The organism is Pseudomonas sp. D4-21 (genome assembly GCF_051132125.1).
Lineage (GTDB): Bacteria > Pseudomonadota > Gammaproteobacteria > Pseudomonadales > Pseudomonadaceae > Aquipseudomonas.
The window spans coordinates 2,010,234-2,029,255 of the sequence record NZ_CP071664.1; the positions used below are offsets into that span (position 1 = coordinate 2,010,234).

The window sequence follows — 19,022 nt, forward strand, 5'->3', positions numbered from 1 at the left end:
CAGCTTAATTGAGCGGAAAGGCGACAGTGAATGAAGTGCCGTCCTTCTCATCGGAGCTGATCGATACCCGGCCGCCATGTGCCTTGGCGATTTCCCGGACTATAAACAACCCAAGACCGACGCTGCGTACGCCATCTTCGGGGTCCGCGCCTCGGATCATCGGCTCGAATAATCGGGTCATCAGTGATGGCGCAATTGGAACACCATAGTTTTTGACCGATACATGGGCAGTGTCATCATCCACAGTTGAAGTAATCGTGATCGGCCGCTCCAGGTCACCATAGGTCACGCTGTTCCCAATAAGGTTACCGAGGAGTTGGTGTACTCGGTCCGCGTCAAGCTGCGCAGAGCCTGTCCCATTTGCGTGGTGAACAAGTTTGGCGTTGGGAAACGCAACGCGCAGTTCCTCGACACATCGGCGGATAAGATCATGAAAATCCACGGCACGAGGAGAGACGATGATTCCTTGTCCGACCCGGGCCAGGGCCAAATCCAACAGGTCCGCGATTAAGCGTTCTGCACGGTTAGCTGACTGCGTTATGTAGCCGAGTATCTTGATTTTCTTAGGGAGGCTCTCGCCGCGTGCGAGCGCGTCTGTGCCCATTTTGATTGCTGTCAGTGGATTTTTCAGGTCGTGGCTTACTATTGCGACCATTTGCTCGGCAAATGATGCACGTTGCTGGGCTTTCTCGAAAGCCCTGCTCAGTTCCGCTTGAGCCAGACGGAGCTCCGTTTCGGCAGCCGTTTTCTGCTGCAGTAGCTCTTCGGCGAGCTTCCGGGCTTTAATTAACTCCCTTTCGTACTTGTCTCGATCATATAATGTGAAGAGCGCAAGTTCGTGCTCTACACCGTTGGTCCCGTCGCGCCTGATCCCGTTCACGAGCATCGTGACTTTGCTCCGATCACGATGCAGCAGGTCGAGTTTCACCTCGGCGACAGAGCCTTGCAACTTCATCAGTGGCGCCCAGTGCGTCTGATGAAAGATGCGCCCGCCCATTGTGAGCAGATCTTGAAAGCGCTTGTTCCGAAGCTCTTGTGCGCTGAAACCGATACAGTGCCTGAACGTAAGGTTGGAGCGCAGTATGGCCCCGTCCTCTGTCGTCACTACCAGCCCGCATGGCGCCTCTTCATAGAGTCTTAGCGGGTCGAGCAGTGGAGGCTTACCGTGCATTTAACCCTTTCCAAGGCTGTACAAAGCTACCCATGGCATCAGCGCAGGCGCCCGGCGCGCTCATGTGAGGGCAATGACCCACATTATCCACTAGGACGAGCGTGCTGTTGGGCATGCTGTCGCGTAAATAATCGCCGACGACAACGGGAGCGATCAGGTCGTCGGTAGACTGAAGGATCAGGGTCGGCGTAGCCAAGCCAGCAACGTCTCCTCTGTTGTCCGACATGAAGGTCACTCTTGCGAAGTGCTTGGCGATCTCAGGGTCGGTACGGCAGAAGCTATTAGTTAGCTCAGCGCCCAACTCGGGCTGCCCAGGCGCACCCATGATGACCGGTGCCATATTGCTAGACCAGCCGAGGTAGTTGTCATCTAGAGTGTCGAGGAGTGATTGGATGTCTTCGAGCGTGAACCCACCCACATAATTGTCGGAGTCGATATAGCATGGAGATGGGCCCACCATGATATGAGCAGCGATGCGACCGGGTACTTGCCGGTCAGCTAAGACGTCAATCATCGCGCTTACTGAATGGCCTACCAGAATCACTGGCCCGATGGCGAACTGGTCAATGATTTCGTTAAGGTCTAAGGCGTATCCGTCCAGCGAGTTGTACTTTGTCCGGTCATACGCGCTGATGTCTGACCGGCCGGCGCCGACGAGGTCGTACACGACGATCCTGAAATGGTCCACGAAATGGCCTATGAGATAACGCCACATGGTTTGGTCGCAGCCGAAACCATGGGAAAAAATCAGCGTGGCTGGACCTTCGCCCATCACGTTCAGGTTGTTGCGATGTTTAAGATCCATGTGCATTTCCAGACAAGGTAATGACCAAGTCCCTCGGAGTGTATATAGGCAGGCTCGATAGGTCATTTATTAAGTTCATCGAGCACTCGTCCGCGAAGGGCTATTGATATAGACGCTGGCCTTTGTGGTACGGGTTTGGCCACGGGGTCGGGTGTAGATTATCGCGGCGGCTGTACGTACCCCAGCGACCTGGGTAATTTTCTACCGCACCGATAGCTTGTTCCTCCAACACGATCAAAGGCGCTGGCAGATAACCTGTTTGGGCGGTTGTACCAGCAGGACGCTCGCACCGTAGCCCGATAGCGTCAGATTCGCTCGCGGGAGTGGCCCAGACCAAGGATGTTTAGCTTGTAGGGGCGCCCCGGAAACCAGCGTATGAAACCGATACCAGGAATGAATAGTCAACACGACTCACTCCTATTGTTTCCCTGCGACCAGTCTCCTACTAAAATCTAGAATGAGACCAGCAGCTCGCAGGCTGGGGATCCGGAGCACACCATGTGTGACTAGGCGTCAACGTTGATAACTTGCTTGAAGAGCTGATGTCATGCGCTTTCGGTTTCCAAGAGTTTCCCGAAGCGCTCAGGAGTACGACATGCTAATCTTGATGAGCACACGCTCGATACGTTTCCTCGCGCCGTCTATTCGTGCGACAGCGACGGCTGGATCCTCAGATACATCACGGAGGTGCCTCGGCTGTGGCGCAGTGTGCTCGGACTCAGGCGTAATGGAGATCGTGCCCGCGGCTCGTATAGCTGCTCTTGCCGGAAGGGGCGCCGGTCCCGGCTGACGAAGACCCGGTGGCAACGGTGCTCTAAACTGCGTTGAATCTAGGCATGTTGGCAGTAAATTTATAGGTCCAGACGACACGCGGCTGGTGGCTATGGTTAATATGCGCGCATTCGAAGATAGGCATGGCAAAATACAAGAAGTGATCGATTATTTGCAGGACGCCTCCGCGCTTCATGCCGTGACGGAGGAGCTGGTGTGTAAAGACACCGATTCGAAAGATTCCTTCAACAACGGTACGGTATGCCTGCACGGCGTCAGCTGTGACGGTGTAATTCTGGGTGAAGTTTTTGAATTAACGCGGCATGGATTGGGGTTGCGTTTGATGACGCGCTGTATAGAGCGTCGTCAGGACAAAAGGATTGAGCTCCCGTTTCTTGCTGCAGGGATGGTTAGCCGCATCTCATTCCCTATCGGAGCGAACTACCTGTGAACGCTTTAAATGGAATCAGGGTGCTCGTTGTCGAGGACGAGGGCGCAGTCGCCATGTTGATCGAGGATATGTTGGAGGACTTCGGATGCGTGGTCGTTGCGTCCGTTGCCCAACTCGGGAAGGCGTGCGACGTCGCTCGCTCGATTGAGGTGGATTTGGCGATGCTGGATGTAAACCTGGCCGGCCAGTTAGTCTTCCCTGTCGCCGAGATTTTACGCGACCGCGAAATTCCCTTCCTCTTTAGTTCGGGATACGGTCGCGCCGCACTCCAGGGCGAGTTTGCCTTGCGGCCCGTATTGCAAAAGCCGTTTTCGCAAGAAGAACTGAAGGAAAGAATTGCTGTTGCGCTGGCATTGACACAGGGAAAATCTATGAGAGCTAGTTGCGCTGAGCCTCGATAGTCCAATACTTCTGCTTTTCCTCAATGCTGCCTGTTTCATGAAGCTGGCCGCAGAGCAAACGCTTGACAAAAAAACCAGCTCTGGCGCATATCTTCGTTGAATCAATGCTGTTCCTCAGCTGCTTATGGCTGAAAGCGCATTGCCTTGAGCCAGGAATTCTGCTCATAGGTCTGAAGGCGTGCAGGCGATATCTGGTAGCCGCTAGCGAGCGCAATGTGACAGAGGACAATCTTCGTGCGGAACGGCCTCGATTGGCCGATTGTGTTGAAAAAGTCGCCTATGGTTTGCGCATCAGGAAAGTACGCTTCCGAGATTGATTTTTTATTTTTGGCAGATGCTCCAGGACTCGGATTTCACGCAGCAGCGAAAAAAGGCTTTTTTCCCCTAAGCAGCAGTTTGGGCAGACCGACTATTCCAACAAAATCGGCCGAAAGCGATCATTCAGGCGTCATTAGAACCGCGAGCGCCATTTTGATGAACTCCTCGTTCATTTCGATCGTGTCCAGAGCTCCCCGTACGTTGTCGGCAACTTCAACTGAGCCGCGCGCCTCCACCCAGTTGGACAGTTCAAGAATGGCTGCCTCCAGGGCAAGCTGATTTTCATTTATTTTGTGTAGCAGCGAAGGGATTAGGTCGTGATTTGGCATCGGCAGCTCCTGGCTCATGGGTCAGTTTAGCAGCGCGTGGGGATGGGGGCCAGTTGGACCATGGGAGGAAAATACTGTAGGAATATACAACGCTAACTTATTGATTTTAAAGGGGTCTATAGCTGTTTTTGGCTGTGCATTAGACAAAGGTTTTTCTTTTTAAATCAATAGGTTGGTATGGAAGTACGGTCACCTTGACATGGTGGGGGTCGTTGGTTCGAGTCCAATCGCGCCTACCAAACAAAATCCGCTCTGCTGGGCGGTCTAGAAGGGCTCACCGAAAGGTGGGCCCTTTTTTGTTGCCGCTCTTTACGGCTGGGTTTGTTCCCTTTCCAATCAGCGAACTTCGAATACATAGGGATATGGTCATGCGAGTTGTCACTCTCGTAACGCTTTTTGGTGTCGTACTTGCGGGTTGTTCTGGAATTCCTTCAGTTCCATACGAAGAGCCTGCTCAATCCGAGGCAATTGCGCGTGTTCGTGTCATCACCAACTCCGATGTGTACGGCGATAGCATCGTTGGCAGTTGTGCTCCTGCTACACGGCACAAGATGGCTCAGGCCGGACGTTTCGGGCGTGACGGGACGGCGAACATCAACTATCCGCAGTACCCTCTTAATTCGGCAAGCATTGGCATGCCGAAACGAGTTTCGCCTACTCTTGCCCAGTACATCCCTGCCATTCGGATGGGCGAAGGGGCATACAAAGAGGTCGTAGCCGAGTATCGCGTCAGGACTGACCTTCCATTTCAACTTGCGACCCTGGGCGCGACCATAGGTGGCAATGGCAGCACTTACTGGTCCTGCGGTGGCCAGGCACTCGTTTATAAGCTGGAGCCAGGGAAGGATTACGAGGCTTTGGTTGGGGTGGGCACCAGGCCAAACAAAGATGGCGAGCAAGCGCTTCTCTGCGTGTTAGCGGTTCTCGAAGTTACCACTTTGCCTGGTACTTCAATTGTGATTCCCCGAAAGTTGGAGCCTGCAGCGCCTCCGCAGGTGGTTTGCAAAAACTGACGAGCTCAGCCGGCTGCCGAAATCCCCCAGAACGGCTCACCGCCAAACGTATCGACAAGAAAATCGATGAATGCCGGCGCTCGCGCGGTTGAGATCAATGCTGGAGTCTTTAATCTAATTAGGCTGAGGTTTAGCACTGGCAAGTCGACGAGAGACGCTGAGGGTTCTTGGATGGGCGAGCATCATTTCTCGAGTCAGGTTTGACCTATGAACTCGTTTTTGGCACCTCTGATGGCGCTCGCCCTGGTGGGCCGGCAGCTGAAGCTACCAAAGAGCCGCTTCAGGCTCAAAACGGCTCTTCAGGGACGGTAGCTTTTGCCTGGGCAATCATTTCGCATATAGGCTTGGTGCTGACACAGCTAATGACCTGTGGATCAGCTTTTCGTTTTTATGGCGCGATGATTGATCTTATAAATGGCGTATAGGAATTGGCTAGCTTAGTGAAGTGTACGAGGTGCCGGGGCTCGCTACGGTAAATCTGGAATCATTTGTCATGCTACTTAGATTGTCCCATAAGATCTCAGCATTCGCGCCAAGCTTTTCTTTGCGACGATAAATATTAATTTCTAACGCTATATCAAAATCGGCAGTGCCCGCCCGAACCAAATCTTTCCTTTCCAGATCGTTCCGAACGATCTCCAAAGGAAGCCATGCAACGCCTAATCCGGTTATCGCCATAGAACGAAGACCATCGGCCAGAGAGCTATCATGAATTTTACGAAGTGCTGGTAAGTTTGGAGCGACTTTTAACATTTTTTCAAGCGCCCAACTTAAAGAGCAATCCTGGCGGTAATGAAGATATGAGATTTCACCTCTAGGTGAACCAATGCTATTTAGAGGTTCTCCTAGCAAATTCGGTGCACTCACAGGAACTAGCCACTCGCGGCCAATTTTCAAGCATTCGAGTTCCCCTAGTGGTAATGTTTTATTAAGATGTTCGTTAATGCCATTATGTTTGTCATCAAAAGCGACGACAAAATCCACTGAGCGATTGGTTAGTTGCTTGAAACATTCAGGAAGATTGGCGAAGTCTATGGAAAAACGAGTGGCCTCTAACTGCTTGCTCGCCCTCGGCAACCAAGCCGGAAAAAACGCTCTCGACATGATATGTGGCGCAACAATAGAAATTTGCCGCCTGAACTTCTCTTGGGTACGGATAACCGAGTTTCTCGTTTTTTCTAACAGCTCTACAATTTCGACAGCAGCGATATGGAACTCGGCACCCGCATCGGTAAGCTCTAGCTGGTGACGTGCACGATCAAACAACGAAGCACCTAACCATTCCTCTAAAGCGGTGATCCTACGGCTCAAGCCAGAGGTCGTTACATTGCAATGTATCGAGGCTTGGGAAAAGCTTCGAACGCGGGCCAGCACAATAAAATCCTTTAAGGTCCGAAAATCCGTCATGTTGCTGATCTCGCAATTTTTTGGTGGTCGTATCATGACATGCGCAACCCAGGGTCTGAAAGTCAAAAAAACCCCTCTGGCATGAGGTTTTATCAAAGAACCTTGCTTAATCCGCAACGTGCGAAAGTGGCAAACTGATAAAACGTCAAGGCCCAGCCGACGCCGATACTGACAAGGTACTAGTCAGCCTACCGGCACAGTCGATTAGAGGGTATCTGGCCATTTGACAGGGAAGTAATATGAATAATCCACAGAACACTCTTATCTTAGGGTGCGCATCCACGGGCGCAAAATTTACGCCTCGCAACCATTATCTTACTGGGGATCAGCTTCTCGACTCTATTTGTACAGGCATGACTATTAAGGGAGGCCAAGACGCCATCGTTAACGAAGCAATCGAACTTTATGATCTCGGGTGCCGTTACTATCACTATCATGCTCGAAACCCGATCACGCAGGAGCAAACCACCGATAATGATATCTATCAGGCGGTGAGCCGAAATGTACAGCGCTCCTGCAAAGACATTCTATTGAGCTTCGGGGCTAGTCGCAACGGTAAAGAGGTTCAAGAAAACATCAGGGCTTTTGGGGAATGGGAACGGGTTAGCCAATGTGCTTTGCCTTTACATTTCGGCGGAGCTCATTTCGTCACCATCCAAGCCGCGATAGAACTGCAGATCATATGTGAGTTGGAAAAGAAAACGCAAAAACTCGACTTTGAATATATGTACAGCTCTGCTTTTCTTGACGATATAAAAAAATACGTGCCGTCTGCCCGTGTTGTACAGGCGACCATGGAAACAAACTCCACGAGTAAGGGGGCTGACTACGGTAGTACTTCACCGTCAATACAATTCCAAGTATATAAAAATGCGATTTCGGCTCGCCGGCAACTAGGGCTGTTCCATGAAGTCGAATGGGTACAACTTGCTCGGAGCTACGGCATGACTCGGTTTGCCATTGAACACCCATCTCTTCAGCTGGGCAGTTCTGGTCAGCTAAATATAATTCTGTTATTTGGTTTTTCCAGCCGCCTTCCGTTTCCGTCATCATATGAAGAGTTTTGCAACATAATAGAGGTGGCCAAGAGTCTGGAGTCTGATATTTCCAATCCGGATATTAAGAAGCGTAAGATAACTATCACCGTCGGCGCTGCGATTATTCCCCAGCAAGCTCATTTGCATTACCAAGAGATGGATATTGGCCTGCGGAAAGGAACCAAGATGTGCGCTTTAAGACGGCTTGCCACGTACGCCTGCCAACCCGGAAGTGGCGTAGATATCTTGCGTGTAGGCATGGAAGATACACCCTATGGTGTAGGCACGGAGGGAGAGGTGCATATGTGTGATAACCGACAGCTTATGGAGTATGTGCTTGAAGAGATGAGCTATAATGGTGTGGCGCCAGAGCTTAATCCAGAAGTTATCATCAACCGTATGGGGCTCGATATTGTCAGGGATGAACATCTCACAGCACAACGTCAAAGGCCTCTCGGCGTACCAGAAAATGCCGGAGCTTTTCAATGACTGATGTAAACGGTGTGCACCCAAAAGCCAGTTATCGCTGGGTTATTCTTCTGATCGCCACGGTGGCCCAAGCGAGCGCCTGTTTCTTTGTACAAGGTATCGGTGCTATTGCTATTTTCATCCAGCAGGATTGGAACCTGTCCACGATGCAAATAGGATTATTGGTCTCAGCTGCACAGTTAGTCCCCATTCTCGGCTTGCTAGTTGCTGGGGAGTTGTTGGACAGATTTGAAGAGCGCAAAGTTGTAGGTGTGGGAACGTTAATCGTTGCGGTTGCACTTTGCGCATCAACGCTTGCTAGCAGTTACCTGTCATTGCTTATGTTTTTGATTGTGGTCGGTGCTGGCTACAGCACCGCGCAACCTGGCGGCAGCAAATCCGTTTCTAGCTGGTTTCCAAAAAGCCAGTTAGGATTTGCTATGGGTATCCGCCAGGCTGGCTTGCCTTTGGGTGGTGCGCTTTCAGCGGCGATACTCCCCTACATTGCCACCCATTGGGGGTGGCAGTACTCCTTTTTAGCGGGGGGACTTGTTGCGCTGTTTGGAGCTCTGACTTTTTTAAGTTTTTATCGGTCTGCCAATGCTAACAAGCCCCCGCCGGTGAAAGCTGAAGGAAAGCAATTAAAAGCAGTTTTGGCTTCGAGATTATCCATGCTAAACGATCCTGCGATGAAGAATATTATGTTCTCGGGGGTTAGCCTTATTTCGGTCCAGTATGGGATTTTGATATTCACCGCACTTTATCTTTATGATTTACTCGATTTGAGCATCACTGCCGCTGCCACATTGCTGTTGATTGCCCAGGGAGCGGGCATAGCGGGGCGTATCATCTTGGCTGCATGGAGTGATCGCTGTAGATCGGGCCGCTATTTCCCTGTGTTGATCTGTATGCTCGCAGTTATTTTTGGCTTGATCATTCTCGCTTGGGCTCCTATGCGTTCTTTCTGGATGTTGAGCGTATTAGTCGGCTGGCTCGGATTCTTCGGTTTTGGCTGGTATGGTCCTTGGGTAGCCTACGTTGCTGATTCTGCACCACCGGATAAGACTGGATTCGCATTAGGTTTAGCCATGGCGATAAATCAAGTTGCGATTGTCATAATGCCACCCGCATTGGGTTTCCTGAAGGACTTGTCTCATAGTTATCTGCCAGGGTGGAGCGTATTAATAATCATGACTCTAACCGCACTGGTTTGCACAGCCTGGAGCACATTTGGCCTCTCGAAATCACCGTCGCTGAGTAATAAGTAGCCGTTGGCTTTTTGAACCATTGCTAGGAAAGGGTCGAGCTTGAATACTCTCAAATATCTAAGTCATTCAGAGCTTTATGCATTAGCAGAACGCTCCCATTCCGTTCGTGATGTCTGCATTTGCACGAAAAAGGCACTGGTAGGGTGGGAAAGTCCTCTGATTTCCCTGCCGGAGACGTTATTAGTCGATATTGGTACGCTCATGTATGACGTCGAGGAAGAAATGACACTCATCGAGTATCATCCGAGCAATACTAATTACTGGTCGTTGGATGCTCCGATTGCACCGCTCTACTTTCCCTACAATCTATGCAAGATTTCTGAGTGCTCTATTTGCGGTCGCTGTTTCTTACGCTACACCGAGAGGGGGGCCTACCATATCGAGAACAGGATTCGTAGCCTGGACCCCTCCTTAATCATTAGTGCTCCTCTACCTCAGGTAGTTGAGGCTTCTTCATCATCTATGACATGAGCCTTGATGGCGCGAATGGCCGCCATGTAACCGCTGGTTCCGATGCCGACCTGACCCCAATATCCACATTCATAGCGATATCCCAGCTTCCAGCACCGTTCTTTGCCAAGCCGATCATCATCAGTCCAAGCCACTCCAGCGACTGGGCCACTTGCAAGCCACCGACATCCAACGGACGCAGGCCGAGGCTCGTGAGAAGGGCTGAAACGAGCGCCTTGGGGTTCGCATCGTCCGTCGCGATAAACGCGTCCAGACGTTCATTCTTCGCAAGGACGTGGCCGAACAGGGTATTGAACGCCTTGACGACATGTGAGTTGGCCGGGGATCATCCGCGACATCGTCTTCACTGGGAAAAAGACCTACGGCCAATTCCTAAAATCGGAGGAGGGAATCGCGACCAATGTCCTGGCTTCTCGCCTTGCCTTCCTCAAGGAGGAGGGAATTCTCTCGAAGGCGCCCAATCCCGATGACCGACGCAAGGACTTTTATGAATTGACCGAGAAGGGCATCGACCCTTATTCCAATCCTGCTCAACATCGTCATGTGGAGCGCCAAGCACTATTCGCAATCGTACGTGCGCCCGGGCTCCAGGCTTTTTGAACAGTTGAGCCTAAATCCCGTACAGGCGATCGAAGAGGTGAAGACGCTATTGCGTAGGGGTGGATGTATTTTTCCGGCGACTAACGAATGAGCAGACGGCAAATAGCCATATTCCGCAGGATAGTGATCCCCGCCGCTTGGGTGTCCGGGCTTACGACGATAGGACTCTTGTGGGGCATGATACGGTTTTCGCCCGATAAGCTTACAGTCGAAGGCCGTCAGCTCTTGCTGGCTTCTTTTTCTATTTTTTTCCTCGCCACAGGGTATCTGATACGGCGCAAGAGACGAGCAAAAGCACTTGTAGCATCCATCAATTTAAAAGAAGGCTTGAGCCTGGACGATACTCAGCTGCTCGGCTATCCCAGCCCCCTGTTTTTCGTCTTTGACGTCTCTAACAAAAAACTCGCTCAATGCCAAAGCGCCGCCGGCGATTATCAAATTCGAGACTTCATGTGGGTGACGGGCTGGCATTTTGAGTGGCAACGGATCGACAGCAGGGTGACAGGCGGAGTTCTTCAAATAGTCGATGGGGCAGGCATGAGCGTTCCAGCCGACGAAATTCGGCGCAGATACATAAAGTTCTCGCTAATCCTGACGGTTGCCGATACGAGTCATCCTCTCTTGCGTTTTCCAATGAACCGGAGCGCAGCTGAAGGGTGGTGTAGCCGGTGTAATGTATTTTTCACGTGCTGAATACGGGAACGTGGGCCGATTTATTTAGCTGCGCTGAAGCCGTTTTTGGCTAGTTCAAGGAAGAGTATGAATACGCCCCAGCGGAAACAGGCTCCCTCGCCACGGGGATGGGTTGTCCTTGGCGGATACTGAGCCCGGTCAAGGCATCATAGAGCGTTTATTAGGACAGCAGGCAGGGCTGCGGCGTAATGCCGCTTGCCTCAACAGTCTCCTATATCGAGCCTTCCCCTTTTCCGAACGACCTCTTGCAGGATGCGGGCCCAAGGCATGCCGCTTGGCGAGCAACAGAAAGAAGTTGAGCGGAGGTGTCCTGGCCTGATCGCTCATCCGCTCGTCGCAGACATAGCACTTCCTGCCCAAGCAAGCCCTCTCAAATGTATGCGCAGAACTGCGCTGCAGACAGGAGAGAGATTATGGTGATTGACAATAACGGTCCGGAAGCGCCATACCCAGGGCCAAGTGAGGAAGCGCCTGATACAGGCAAAGGACATGGATCTGGTCTTGATCAGGCTGAGTCTGAGCCAAAGCAGGGCACTGGCGAGAGGCCAGAGGATTGGAATCCCCCGCCTGGGAACCCCGGATCCGACCAGGATGCCCAGACGAATCGTGGCAACGGCGGTGCGAAGTAAGCTACAGCGGATGCTGATGATTCCATGGAACCCGGCCACAGAGCCGGGTTTTTATCATCTGACAGGTGGACGATTGATTTGGCGTAGTCACTGAGCGAAGGTCAGCCAGTTGAAACTTCCGCCATTACGAGACGATCTCCTAAACATCAATGAACAGGAGATCAGTCATGAAGTGCTATCTGTGCGCGATGGAAGCGAAGCGGTCCGAAGCGGATCAAAGTGGAGAGCTTGTCGACTGCGGTGACTGCGGCACCTACAAAATTTCAAGTCTTGTGCTCAAAGAGTTGGAGAACAAGAAGTTCGATTATTCTAAAATGCGCGATGACCTTCACCGTCAGCGGCAGTTTAATGCTACTTCTGTCGCCGAGATCAACACAGAGACGGCCATCTGGGCTTGAGTGGCGCGCTCTTCGATGCTTATGCGCGCTTTCGGCTAGCAGGTGGTATAGGCCGCAACGCAAAAGGCCTCGAACCACCCTGAAAGAAGCGTCCATGAACATGCCAAAGAAACAGCCAGATAACAAAACGACAGCAAGCGCTGCCGAAATCGAGCGATCTATCCAGGCGCTCAACAAGATGGCTGAGCGCTTGTGGGGAGATGGCCGGGAAGCTGAAGCACAGGCGCTGTTAAAGGCTCTGGATGCGTTAAACCGCGCCCTTGATCGTATAAGAATCGGGGAAAGCCGTAGAGTGCTCCATTGAAGGCCTGATGTGATGCCGGGCTATTTTGTTTTATCGTCAGGCGTGAGTCGCTCGTTCAAACACCTCGTCCGCCCATTGGTTCAGGCTTTACCCGCCAATAGCTCCTTTCTTCGTGCGTTCCGACTCAATCAACATCCTGCCCCAACACCCACTCACTGAAAGCCCTCACCTCAACCTGCCGCTCCCGCCCCGGTACGCACACCACCGTATATCGCGCACCCGCCAAGCGAATCTCAGGCTGATAACCAACCAGTTGCCCGCGTGCAACCGCTTCCGCAACCAGCACATTACTGGCAAGCACCAGCCCATGCCCGGCGACCGCTGCCTGCAGAGCGTGCTGTTCCTCGTCATAGCGGCGCAGGCGCGCGTTTTGCAGCCAACCCAGGGTGCCGGACTTGGCGCACCATGCCGCCCAGTCCACCGTGACCTTTGTGCTGCTCAGCCAGGGGACGTCAATCAGTTCGATGGGCGAGCCCGCTGCGGGTGGTTGCCAGTCGGGGTGGCAATACACGCCGAAATATTCTTCCAGTAGAGTTTGCTCGAGCAGTTGAGGATCCGAGGTGAAGAGGGCGCGGATCGCCAGGTCGATGCTGGCGTCACGTCGCAGGTCGATCACGTCGTTGCTGCTGTGCAGCCTGAGGTCGATCTCAGGATGTCTTCGATGAAAATCTCCGAGCCGAGGTATCAGCCACAGGCTGGCGAACGCTGGCGTTGTGCTCACCACCAGCGATTGTGCGGTACATGATGGCGATAGCGTTTGCAGGCCATGTTGGATATCGAGCAGCGCGCGGTGCATGTAGGGCTGGAGGCGTTCGCCGTCCGCGCTCAGGCGCACATTTTGACTGGAGCGCTCGAACAGTCGCACGCCGAGAAACGCTTCAAGGCTTTTGACCTGATGGGAGATCGCCGCCGGGCTGACGTTCAGTTCCTGGGCCGCCGCCTTGAAGCTGCCCAGCCGTGCGGCGGATTCGAAGCCGCGCAAGGCGGTAAGGGGCAGTTTGGCGAACATGGGCGGGGAAGTTACTCAGGTTGAGCGAGGCTCAATTTAGCTCAATTGTGGGCCGGCGCTCAACTTGCCAGGCTGTGGTTCCCTTCCGCCATTCGTGGAGACAATCGATGCAAGGCGCCTCTCGCAAAATTCTTCAGGCCGTGCTCTACGAGGCCGGTGGTGTGCTTTTCGTCGCGCCATCCCTCGCGCTTATCTATGAGCAGGGAATGGGCTATTCAACCCTGCTGTCCTTGGTGATTTCCGGCGTTGCGCTGGGCTGGAACATGCTTTTCAACGGCCTGTTCGAATGGTGGGAGCGTCGTCAACCCAACCGCCATCGCAACTGGCGGCGCCGACTGCTTCATTCCCTTGGGTTCGAGGGCGGCTTGACCCTGATTCTGACGCCGGTAATTGGAGCCTGGTTGGGTATTGGCCTGTGGTTGGCGCTGGTGACGAATCTTGGATTATTTGTGTTTTTCTTTTTTTATTCGCTGGGTTTTCAGTTGATATTTGATCGAGTGTTCGATGTGCCACTTTCGGCGCAGTCAGATCAGGGATCTACGGCGCAGTCCGCTCAGCACATGGCCGGAACACCCCAGCACTGTCGCGCATCTACCGAAAAACGCACAATCGGAGTGCTCGGCAGTGGATGTGTACAGGATCGAGTTCGAGAACGACCGTTGGACACTTTATAAATCCCATGGCTACAAACCGATCCGCCAAGCGGACAGCCAAGGCGAGTTGATCGATCATGTTCTTGCCTTGACGCGGGGAGAGGGTGTCGTGGTTCGGTTCATTGCAGACGGCGGTATACGCGAGGTGAGATTGGGGGATGTGCAGGGGGACGAACCGCGTTCTGATTGAAGTGCCAGCGCCATGGTCTGCCCAACCCCATATCAATGAGCGAGAGGGCGCACCAATGGCCGACGAGGAAGGGAAAAGGGGACGGATTTTTTGCCGCTGCTGTAAAACTGCGATGTAGGAGATTTCTGAAAATGTCCTCAAGGGCGCTAATCAGGCCCCCCTGGCGACCCGCAACACACAGCGTCTGATCGATCAAGTCGGATAGTGGTTATTCGAGTCGAAATCCATCCTGAATTGCGGGCTGATATCGAGTTGGCACTCGCAGCCCATCCTTTTGCACTAAGACCGGATAATTAAAGTTTTTACCGTCTGCATGGTTAGCAAAGGTCAGACACTTCCCAGTTACATGGGGTGTGATCAGCCATATCACGAGCCGGCAGCGGCTCGATCCGGCCAACTTCGCCATATTCATATCGCTCTACCACCCCAAAAGTTCAGGGCTTCCGATCGGCAAGCCTAAAGAAAATGCGACATAAAGCGGCCGCAGTTGGATGCCGCTTTAGTCTACGTACAGGGCGAGCTTTACGAAGACCGATACATGATCCTGGCATTCGCGCCGTATGAATCCCCTTTGCCAATTTCTTAGCTCAAAACCCTGGTCTGTTCCTAGTCTTTCGCCGTCCCTTTTTGGGGGCGGCTTCGCCACTTAGCGGGAGCAAGCTCCCTCGCCACGGGGTTTGTGGTGTCGCGGCTCAGGCAGCCAAAGGCCAACCAATGCGCGCTGCGCGGCGCAGGCTCGCCTTAACAACCAAGCGATGAAATGGCGCAATCACGAAGATATAGGCCCGGCCCAGACGGTTGTGACACTGGACCACGGTTGAGAAAACCAGTTGGCGACTACCTTCCTGCTCTACCTCTCCAGAGCACAGGATCGATATCCGGAAGTCGAGGTGCTTGTCGTCCTCTCCCAGCACGATTTCAGTCTGGTCGGTGCTGTAGACCTTGAAGATTTGAATCCGATGAGCAAGTGTTGCCAAATGCCTCGCTGTCTTGAGCCCAAAACGGGCAACGACAGTGTCTCGGACTTTCATGAGCCATCCGATCCAGGATGGCTGGTGGGAAAGGATGAATCGGGCGAGCACCTCTGGATCGCTGGATGTGCCCGCAGGGAGGCGAATCGCAAAAGCGTCCGCCAGGTTCGTCGACTTGTAAAGGTGGGTGACGCCTGACCTCGAGGGGACGGGCACGGACATAATGAGCTCAAATTTTCGGGGCATCGGAGATCTCTTCCTGAGTGCTAACTACCAATTAGATGACATGCCTTGTCGCGTTTCTTGTTGGGAGGCGGCCACTTCTCCTTGTCGGATACTGAGCCCGATCAGCGCATCATACAGCGCCTGCTGCCCGGCGGGCAGGACAGGGAGCAGCGTCGCGCGGCGCTTGTCGGCATCGAACCAGGACTCAACCAACCATCCCACCAGATAGAGCGCCGAAAGGCATCCGCCAGCGGTTGCGACGTTGCCCTGGCATACAAGAGGCTGGTCCACGGGCTCAAGCCCAAGGGCTTGCAAGCCCGATCGTGCATCCGGGTGTGTCGTTGCTCGGCCGCTGAGCAGCCCAAGCCGTTGGAGAATGAAAGCGCCGGCGCAGATGGAGCCGATTCGCTGGCGTTTCGGGTCAAGTTCAAACGACGGTAGGAAATCCGGGGAGGCCAGTGCGGCGGGTATTCCTTCCTTGCCGCTGGCGAACAATACCGCGTCGGCACTATTGGCCTCGGAAAGCGGACCGTGCACCGAAACAGGCAGGCCATGCGCCGATCGTACGACAGGGCTGGAACCCAATATTCGGACGTGCCAGTCCTCGGTGTTGCGGCCTAAGATGTCCCACATCAGGAATAGGTCGATATCGGTGAATTGGTCGAAAGCAACCAGGACGATTTTCTTCAAGGCGAGCTCCATGAAAAGTGCTGGCGTGCAAAACGCAACGGCCATCTTTGCTGGTGTTCGCAGGGTATCTATCGGTTGCGCGCCATACACAGTCTGTATGGTGCTAAATAGGGAGTGAAATAACGAATGGAAAAACTAACGCGTCACCATTGGATCGCGGCAGGTTTCGAGGCCCTCGATCAGACAGGGCATATTGGCGTGTCAGCCGAGAGTCTATCGCGCCGCTTGAATGTGACCCGCGGATCGTTCTATCACCATTTCCGCAATCGCGATGATTTTGTCCGCACCTTGCTGGCCGCTTGGGAAGAAGACTACACGGAGCGCATGCTCGCTTTTGCGGCCCAGGGTCGTAGCGCGGGCGAAATCTTGAAACGCTATTTGAATATTGCCGCTGAGAAACAACCTGGGCGGGAAGTCTCCATCCGAGCCTGGTCGCTGCACGATCCGTTGGTGGCCGAGTTTCAGCAGCGTGTAGACACACGACGATTGGACTTCGCGATACGGACGTGTCGTCGCTTGGCCCATAGGCCAGGCGAAGCAGAAGTGATGGGGCAGGTGGCCCACCTGTGCCTGATTGGGGGGCAACAGGCGGGGCTGCGGCGTGATGCCGCTCGTTTCAACCGTTTCGTGCATCGAGCTTTTTCACTTTTCGAAGGGGCTCTCCCACCGTGGCGATCCAGGTCGTGAGAAGCATAAACAAGGGACGTCCGTGATCTGATAGCGTCGTGTAAAAGGGCCATGAATGGGCCGTTTGAATGGGCAAGCCATGTGTTCCGATGTCTATTCGGAATGAGGACCGTTAATGCCGTACAACTACACGAATGGCCGCTACCTGGTCTTTGGGATCCCAGCTCCGACTCGATGCACCACCGGGCCCTCTCGATACTCAGCATGACGATCTCCATGAATGCTGAAGCGACGTTATCAAATGCATGGGGAGAACATTTGATCGTTCTTGCGGTTTCTGCTTTCTACGCCAGCGCGTATGAAAAAAGCCTTCAATAGCGGCGGTCGCTGTCTATTTCCGATAATCTTTCACGCCGGAACCCGGATCACCCACGCAACTCAAGGAAGAGACATGAACAGGACGCTCTGTACCGCACTGAGTCTTTCGATTATTGCGTCATCTGCCGGGTGCGCCTCACAACCTGTAAAGGAACCGTTTAAAGCGCCCCAGATTTACGGTTATACCTTGGGTCAGCCGCTTTCCAGCGATGAGTTCAAGGCGCTTTCCGCTACCGGAGGCGAGTCGCTCACGGGCTCCAAGATTTACAAGCGCGTCGATGAGCAAGGCGATACCTACGAGGTCTTCCTCGATCATCAGATTCGCCCAGATCTCATTACGAAGGCGAGTCGTGCTTTTGTCAGTCAGCCTGAATGTGAGGCTGAATTTGAGGTACAGGTCGCACAGTTGAAGCAGCTCCTTGCCAGTCACGAAGACCGTACGCCAGTGATGGGTGATCGTTATGTCAGCTTGAGCACCACGCAATGCAATGTTGACCGGTATGATCAATCCCAAACCTATCGTTATGCCCTGATCGTGTCCGTGGACACCGTCGCCGCTCCCTTGAAACGAAGCCTGGGCGATAAGATCCACGATGCCTACGGGGCCGTCGGGATGACTGTGTTCGTCATCGCCCTGTTGCCGTTTGCGTTGGTTGCTTTGGCCGTTGATAAGGCCACCGATTGAGTTTCGTTCGGTCTCGGTTTTCTGTAGGAGAGGTAGTCCGGAGTGGGAGCGCCGCCAACCCAGCCGCCATCGCAACTGGCAGCGGCGGTTGCTGCATTCCCTTGGATTTGAAGGCGGCTTGACGCTGATCCTCACGCCGGTGATTGGCGCATGGTTGGGCATCAGCCTGTGGTTTAAAGTGACTCGTGTTAACCAGACTCAATATGTAGCCAACGCATGCCCTACGGAGCACCGTAGGGCCAATGCATCATTTTTTAAGTTGTTCGCGAACATCGGCCACCATCGGCCCAGCAGCCTTCACCGCTGCCTTGAGTACTTCTTCAGTCACCCCGAACTCATTCGCCCAGTACTTCAACTCCCAAGCTTCGGTAATGTTGATGCGGTTCCTGTCCTGCGGCCCGCGGTTGCTCAGGTCATCTGCCATTGTCGAGTTCCCTATGTAAGGCCTGGTATCGCCAGGCGACATGGGGTAGACAATTGGGAGGCGCTATCTGCGCAATAAAATTGCCCAAATTTCCACGACTCGGAAACAAAGAGCCCGCACACTCATAACGAGGTGCGGGCTCTTGAGACCCAAGCCTGCATTCAGAGACGCATGCCTTTGAACGGGTTCCAGCCTTGCTCGCCTTTCACTTCCTTGAGGTAGTACGCGTAGTTGGTCATCAGCGCATACATCATCGACATGGCGATGCTCAGACCCGTGCTCAACGGCCGCGGAAACTCCATCCCAATGATGGCGAAAATGACGCTCAAGGCGATGTTGATCGCCAGGAAAATACCCAGCAGGGCCAGGTTCTTCTTCCAGAGGCCCAGGACGAACAGGTAGATAGGGCCGAAGAAAAATGCGATCACGTTTGCATTGATCAGTATTTTTTTCTTGAAGCCAGGCAGCGCCTTGAAGGCTTCCTTGTAGCGCGGGTCGCTTGGCGCACCGTAGGTGTTAAAGAAGTCGAAGCGTTCCTGCCACTTGGTGCTGTATTTACCAGTGCTTTGTACTTGTTCAGTCGTGCTCATTTTCAAGGTTCCTGTTTTCCATAATTAAATTTTCTTTCTTCCAAGA

Annotated in this window: 21 protein-coding genes and 2 pseudogenes; 14 read left to right on the forward strand and 9 right to left on the reverse strand. The window is 53.3% G+C overall.

The features are described from left to right. Positions 1 to 4: 4 nt before the first annotated feature. Both J3Q04_RS09070 and J3Q04_RS09075 read right to left on the reverse strand, forming a co-directional pair. Positions 5 to 1,171 carry an ATP-binding protein gene (locus tag J3Q04_RS09070; RefSeq protein WP_434606748.1) on the reverse strand — a complete coding sequence of 389 codons (1,167 nt, stop codon included), beginning with the start codon at positions 1,169 to 1,171 and terminating at the stop codon, positions 5 to 7. Next, entirely contained in the window at positions 1,161 to 1,976 is an 816-nt protein-coding gene (locus tag J3Q04_RS09075; RefSeq protein WP_420765751.1) for an alpha/beta fold hydrolase, read from the reverse strand. Before J3Q04_RS09075 ends, J3Q04_RS09070 begins: the two co-directional genes overlap by 11 nt. A gap of 892 nt (positions 1,977 to 2,868) precedes the next feature. On the opposite strand from J3Q04_RS09075, the gene J3Q04_RS09080 reads away from it, so the two are divergent. Both J3Q04_RS09080 and J3Q04_RS09085 read left to right on the forward strand, forming a co-directional pair. Next, a complete protein-coding gene (locus J3Q04_RS09080; protein ID WP_420765752.1) occupies positions 2,869 to 3,198 on the forward strand; it encodes a hypothetical protein in 330 nt (109 codons plus the stop codon). Positions 3,199 to 3,251: 53 nt separating this feature from the next. Then, positions 3,252 to 3,599, forward strand: coding sequence for a response regulator (locus tag J3Q04_RS09085; protein WP_434627669.1), 348 nt, complete (start codon positions 3,252 to 3,254; stop codon positions 3,597 to 3,599). A gap of 437 nt (positions 3,600 to 4,036) precedes the next feature. On the opposite strand, the gene J3Q04_RS09090 is transcribed toward J3Q04_RS09085, so the two are convergent. Beyond that, positions 4,037 to 4,246, reverse strand: coding sequence for a hypothetical protein (locus J3Q04_RS09090; RefSeq protein ID WP_434606744.1), 210 nt, complete (start codon positions 4,244 to 4,246; stop codon positions 4,037 to 4,039). Positions 4,247 to 4,614: 368 nt separating this feature from the next. On the opposite strand from J3Q04_RS09090, the gene J3Q04_RS09095 reads away from it, so the two are divergent. Continuing rightward, the gene (locus J3Q04_RS09095) at positions 4,615 to 5,259 is read left to right on the forward strand and encodes a hypothetical protein (RefSeq protein WP_434606742.1); all 645 of its coding nucleotides are present in this window, start codon (positions 4,615 to 4,617) and stop codon (positions 5,257 to 5,259) included. Between the two features lie 200 nt (positions 5,260 to 5,459). Next, entirely contained in the window at positions 5,460 to 5,684 is a 225-nt protein-coding gene (locus J3Q04_RS09100) for a hypothetical protein (protein ID WP_434606740.1), read from the forward strand. A gap of 7 nt (positions 5,685 to 5,691) precedes the next feature. Here the strand turns inward: J3Q04_RS09100 and J3Q04_RS09105 are convergent, their stop codons facing one another. Next, positions 5,692 to 6,666, reverse strand: a complete 975-nt coding sequence (locus tag J3Q04_RS09105) for a LysR family transcriptional regulator (protein ID WP_434559745.1) — start codon at positions 6,664 to 6,666, stop codon at positions 5,692 to 5,694. Between the two features lie 239 nt (positions 6,667 to 6,905). Between J3Q04_RS09105 and J3Q04_RS09110 the strand changes: the two genes are divergently transcribed. From J3Q04_RS09110 to J3Q04_RS09135, 6 genes are all read left to right on the forward strand, one after another. Further along, complete coding sequence (locus J3Q04_RS09110; protein WP_434606737.1) at positions 6,906 to 8,192, forward strand: 3-keto-5-aminohexanoate cleavage protein; 1,287 nt, start codon at positions 6,906 to 6,908, stop codon at positions 8,190 to 8,192. Then, positions 8,189 to 9,439: an MFS transporter gene (locus tag J3Q04_RS09115; RefSeq protein ID WP_420765757.1), complete on the forward strand. Its 1,251-nt coding sequence runs from the start codon at positions 8,189 to 8,191 to the stop codon at positions 9,437 to 9,439. Before J3Q04_RS09110 ends, J3Q04_RS09115 begins: the two co-directional genes overlap by 4 nt. 780 nt (positions 9,440 to 10,219) lie before the next feature. Beyond that, on the forward strand, positions 10,220 to 10,510 hold the full coding sequence (locus J3Q04_RS09120; protein ID WP_434606735.1) for a winged helix-turn-helix transcriptional regulator: 291 nt from the start codon (positions 10,220 to 10,222) through the stop codon (positions 10,508 to 10,510). An 87-nt stretch (positions 10,511 to 10,597) separates the two neighbouring features. Beyond that, positions 10,598 to 11,203, forward strand: coding sequence for a hypothetical protein (locus J3Q04_RS09125; RefSeq protein WP_434606733.1), 606 nt, complete (start codon positions 10,598 to 10,600; stop codon positions 11,201 to 11,203). Between the two features lie 796 nt (positions 11,204 to 11,999). Continuing rightward, complete coding sequence (locus tag J3Q04_RS09130; RefSeq protein WP_420765760.1) at positions 12,000 to 12,230, forward strand: hypothetical protein; 231 nt, start codon at positions 12,000 to 12,002, stop codon at positions 12,228 to 12,230. A gap of 100 nt (positions 12,231 to 12,330) precedes the next feature. Continuing rightward, positions 12,331 to 12,534 carry a hypothetical protein gene (locus tag J3Q04_RS09135; RefSeq protein WP_420765924.1) on the forward strand — a complete coding sequence of 68 codons (204 nt, stop codon included), beginning with the start codon at positions 12,331 to 12,333 and terminating at the stop codon, positions 12,532 to 12,534. 124 nt (positions 12,535 to 12,658) lie between these two features. Here the strand turns inward: J3Q04_RS09135 and J3Q04_RS09140 are convergent, their stop codons facing one another. Continuing rightward, positions 12,659 to 13,543, reverse strand: coding sequence for a LysR substrate-binding domain-containing protein (locus J3Q04_RS09140; RefSeq protein ID WP_434606731.1), 885 nt, complete (start codon positions 13,541 to 13,543; stop codon positions 12,659 to 12,661). Between the two features lie 107 nt (positions 13,544 to 13,650). On the opposite strand from J3Q04_RS09140, the pseudogene J3Q04_RS09145 reads away from it, so the two are divergent. Further along, positions 13,651 to 14,067, forward strand: a pseudogene (locus tag J3Q04_RS09145) (PACE efflux transporter); the annotation flags it as partial. Between the two features lie 1,011 nt (positions 14,068 to 15,078). Here the strand turns inward: J3Q04_RS09145 and J3Q04_RS09150 are convergent. Beyond that, a complete protein-coding gene (locus J3Q04_RS09150) occupies positions 15,079 to 15,603 on the reverse strand; it encodes a DUF2867 domain-containing protein (protein WP_434606728.1) in 525 nt (174 codons plus the stop codon). 24 nt (positions 15,604 to 15,627) lie between these two features. Beyond that, positions 15,628 to 16,272 (reverse strand): DJ-1/PfpI family protein, encoded by a 645-nt coding sequence (locus J3Q04_RS09155; protein WP_434606726.1) that lies wholly within the window; start codon positions 16,270 to 16,272, stop codon positions 15,628 to 15,630. 126 nt (positions 16,273 to 16,398) lie between these two features. On the opposite strand from J3Q04_RS09155, the gene J3Q04_RS09160 reads away from it, so the two are divergent. From J3Q04_RS09160 to J3Q04_RS09170, 3 genes and pseudogenes are all read left to right on the forward strand, one after another. After that, entirely contained in the window at positions 16,399 to 16,959 is a 561-nt protein-coding gene (locus J3Q04_RS09160; protein WP_434559731.1) for a TetR/AcrR family transcriptional regulator, read from the forward strand. A gap of 391 nt (positions 16,960 to 17,350) precedes the next feature. Further along, a complete protein-coding gene (locus J3Q04_RS09165) occupies positions 17,351 to 17,962 on the forward strand; it encodes a hypothetical protein (RefSeq protein WP_434606724.1) in 612 nt (203 codons plus the stop codon). Between the two features lie 43 nt (positions 17,963 to 18,005). Then, a pseudogene (locus J3Q04_RS09170) lies at positions 18,006 to 18,134 on the forward strand (chlorhexidine efflux transporter); the annotation flags it as partial. Positions 18,135 to 18,209: 75 nt separating this feature from the next. Here J3Q04_RS09170 and J3Q04_RS09175 read toward each other — a convergent pair. After that, positions 18,210 to 18,386: a DUF3606 domain-containing protein gene (locus J3Q04_RS09175; protein ID WP_434606722.1), complete on the reverse strand. Its 177-nt coding sequence runs from the start codon at positions 18,384 to 18,386 to the stop codon at positions 18,210 to 18,212. Between the two features lie 161 nt (positions 18,387 to 18,547). Beyond that, positions 18,548 to 18,976, reverse strand: a complete 429-nt coding sequence (locus J3Q04_RS09180) for a DUF2628 domain-containing protein (protein WP_420765766.1) — start codon at positions 18,974 to 18,976, stop codon at positions 18,548 to 18,550. Between the last annotated feature and the right edge of the window lie 46 nt (positions 18,977 to 19,022).

Excerpts from the sequence above, each read along its gene's own strand:
- J3Q04_RS09160 (WP_434559731.1), top strand. The coding sequence starts at position 16,399 with ATGGAAAAACTAACGCGTCACCATTGGATCGCGGCAGGTTTCGAGGCC.
- J3Q04_RS09095 (WP_434606742.1), top strand. The coding sequence starts at position 4,615 with ATGCGAGTTGTCACTCTCGTAACGCTTTTTGGTGTCGTACTTGCGGGT.
- J3Q04_RS09115 (WP_420765757.1), top strand. The coding sequence starts at position 8,189 with ATGACTGATGTAAACGGTGTGCACCCAAAAGCCAGTTATCGCTGGGTT.
- J3Q04_RS09075 (WP_420765751.1), bottom strand. The coding sequence starts at position 1,976 with ATGGATCTTAAACATCGCAACAACCTGAACGTGATGGGCGAAGGTCCA.
- J3Q04_RS09080 (WP_420765752.1), top strand. The coding sequence starts at position 2,869 with ATGCGCGCATTCGAAGATAGGCATGGCAAAATACAAGAAGTGATCGAT.
- J3Q04_RS09085 (WP_434627669.1), top strand. The coding sequence starts at position 3,252 with ATGTTGATCGAGGATATGTTGGAGGACTTCGGATGCGTGGTCGTTGCG.
- J3Q04_RS09140 (WP_434606731.1), bottom strand. The coding sequence starts at position 13,543 with ATGTTCGCCAAACTGCCCCTTACCGCCTTGCGCGGCTTCGAATCCGCC.
- J3Q04_RS09135 (WP_420765924.1), top strand. The coding sequence starts at position 12,331 with ATGCCAAAGAAACAGCCAGATAACAAAACGACAGCAAGCGCTGCCGAA.
- J3Q04_RS09150 (WP_434606728.1), bottom strand. The coding sequence starts at position 15,603 with ATGCCCCGAAAATTTGAGCTCATTATGTCCGTGCCCGTCCCCTCGAGG.
- J3Q04_RS09180 (WP_420765766.1), bottom strand. The coding sequence starts at position 18,976 with ATGAGCACGACTGAACAAGTACAAAGCACTGGTAAATACAGCACCAAG.
- J3Q04_RS09175 (WP_434606722.1), bottom strand. The coding sequence starts at position 18,386 with ATGGCAGATGACCTGAGCAACCGCGGGCCGCAGGACAGGAACCGCATC.
- J3Q04_RS09070 (WP_434606748.1), bottom strand. The coding sequence starts at position 1,171 with ATGCACGGTAAGCCTCCACTGCTCGACCCGCTAAGACTCTATGAAGAG.
- J3Q04_RS09130 (WP_420765760.1), top strand. The coding sequence starts at position 12,000 with ATGAAGTGCTATCTGTGCGCGATGGAAGCGAAGCGGTCCGAAGCGGAT.
- J3Q04_RS09105 (WP_434559745.1), bottom strand. The coding sequence starts at position 6,666 with ATGACGGATTTTCGGACCTTAAAGGATTTTATTGTGCTGGCCCGCGTT.
- J3Q04_RS09110 (WP_434606737.1), top strand. The coding sequence starts at position 6,906 with ATGAATAATCCACAGAACACTCTTATCTTAGGGTGCGCATCCACGGGC.
- J3Q04_RS09125 (WP_434606733.1), top strand. The coding sequence starts at position 10,598 with ATGAGCAGACGGCAAATAGCCATATTCCGCAGGATAGTGATCCCCGCC.
- J3Q04_RS09090 (WP_434606744.1), bottom strand. The coding sequence starts at position 4,246 with ATGCCAAATCACGACCTAATCCCTTCGCTGCTACACAAAATAAATGAA.
- J3Q04_RS09165 (WP_434606724.1), top strand. The coding sequence starts at position 17,351 with ATGAACAGGACGCTCTGTACCGCACTGAGTCTTTCGATTATTGCGTCA.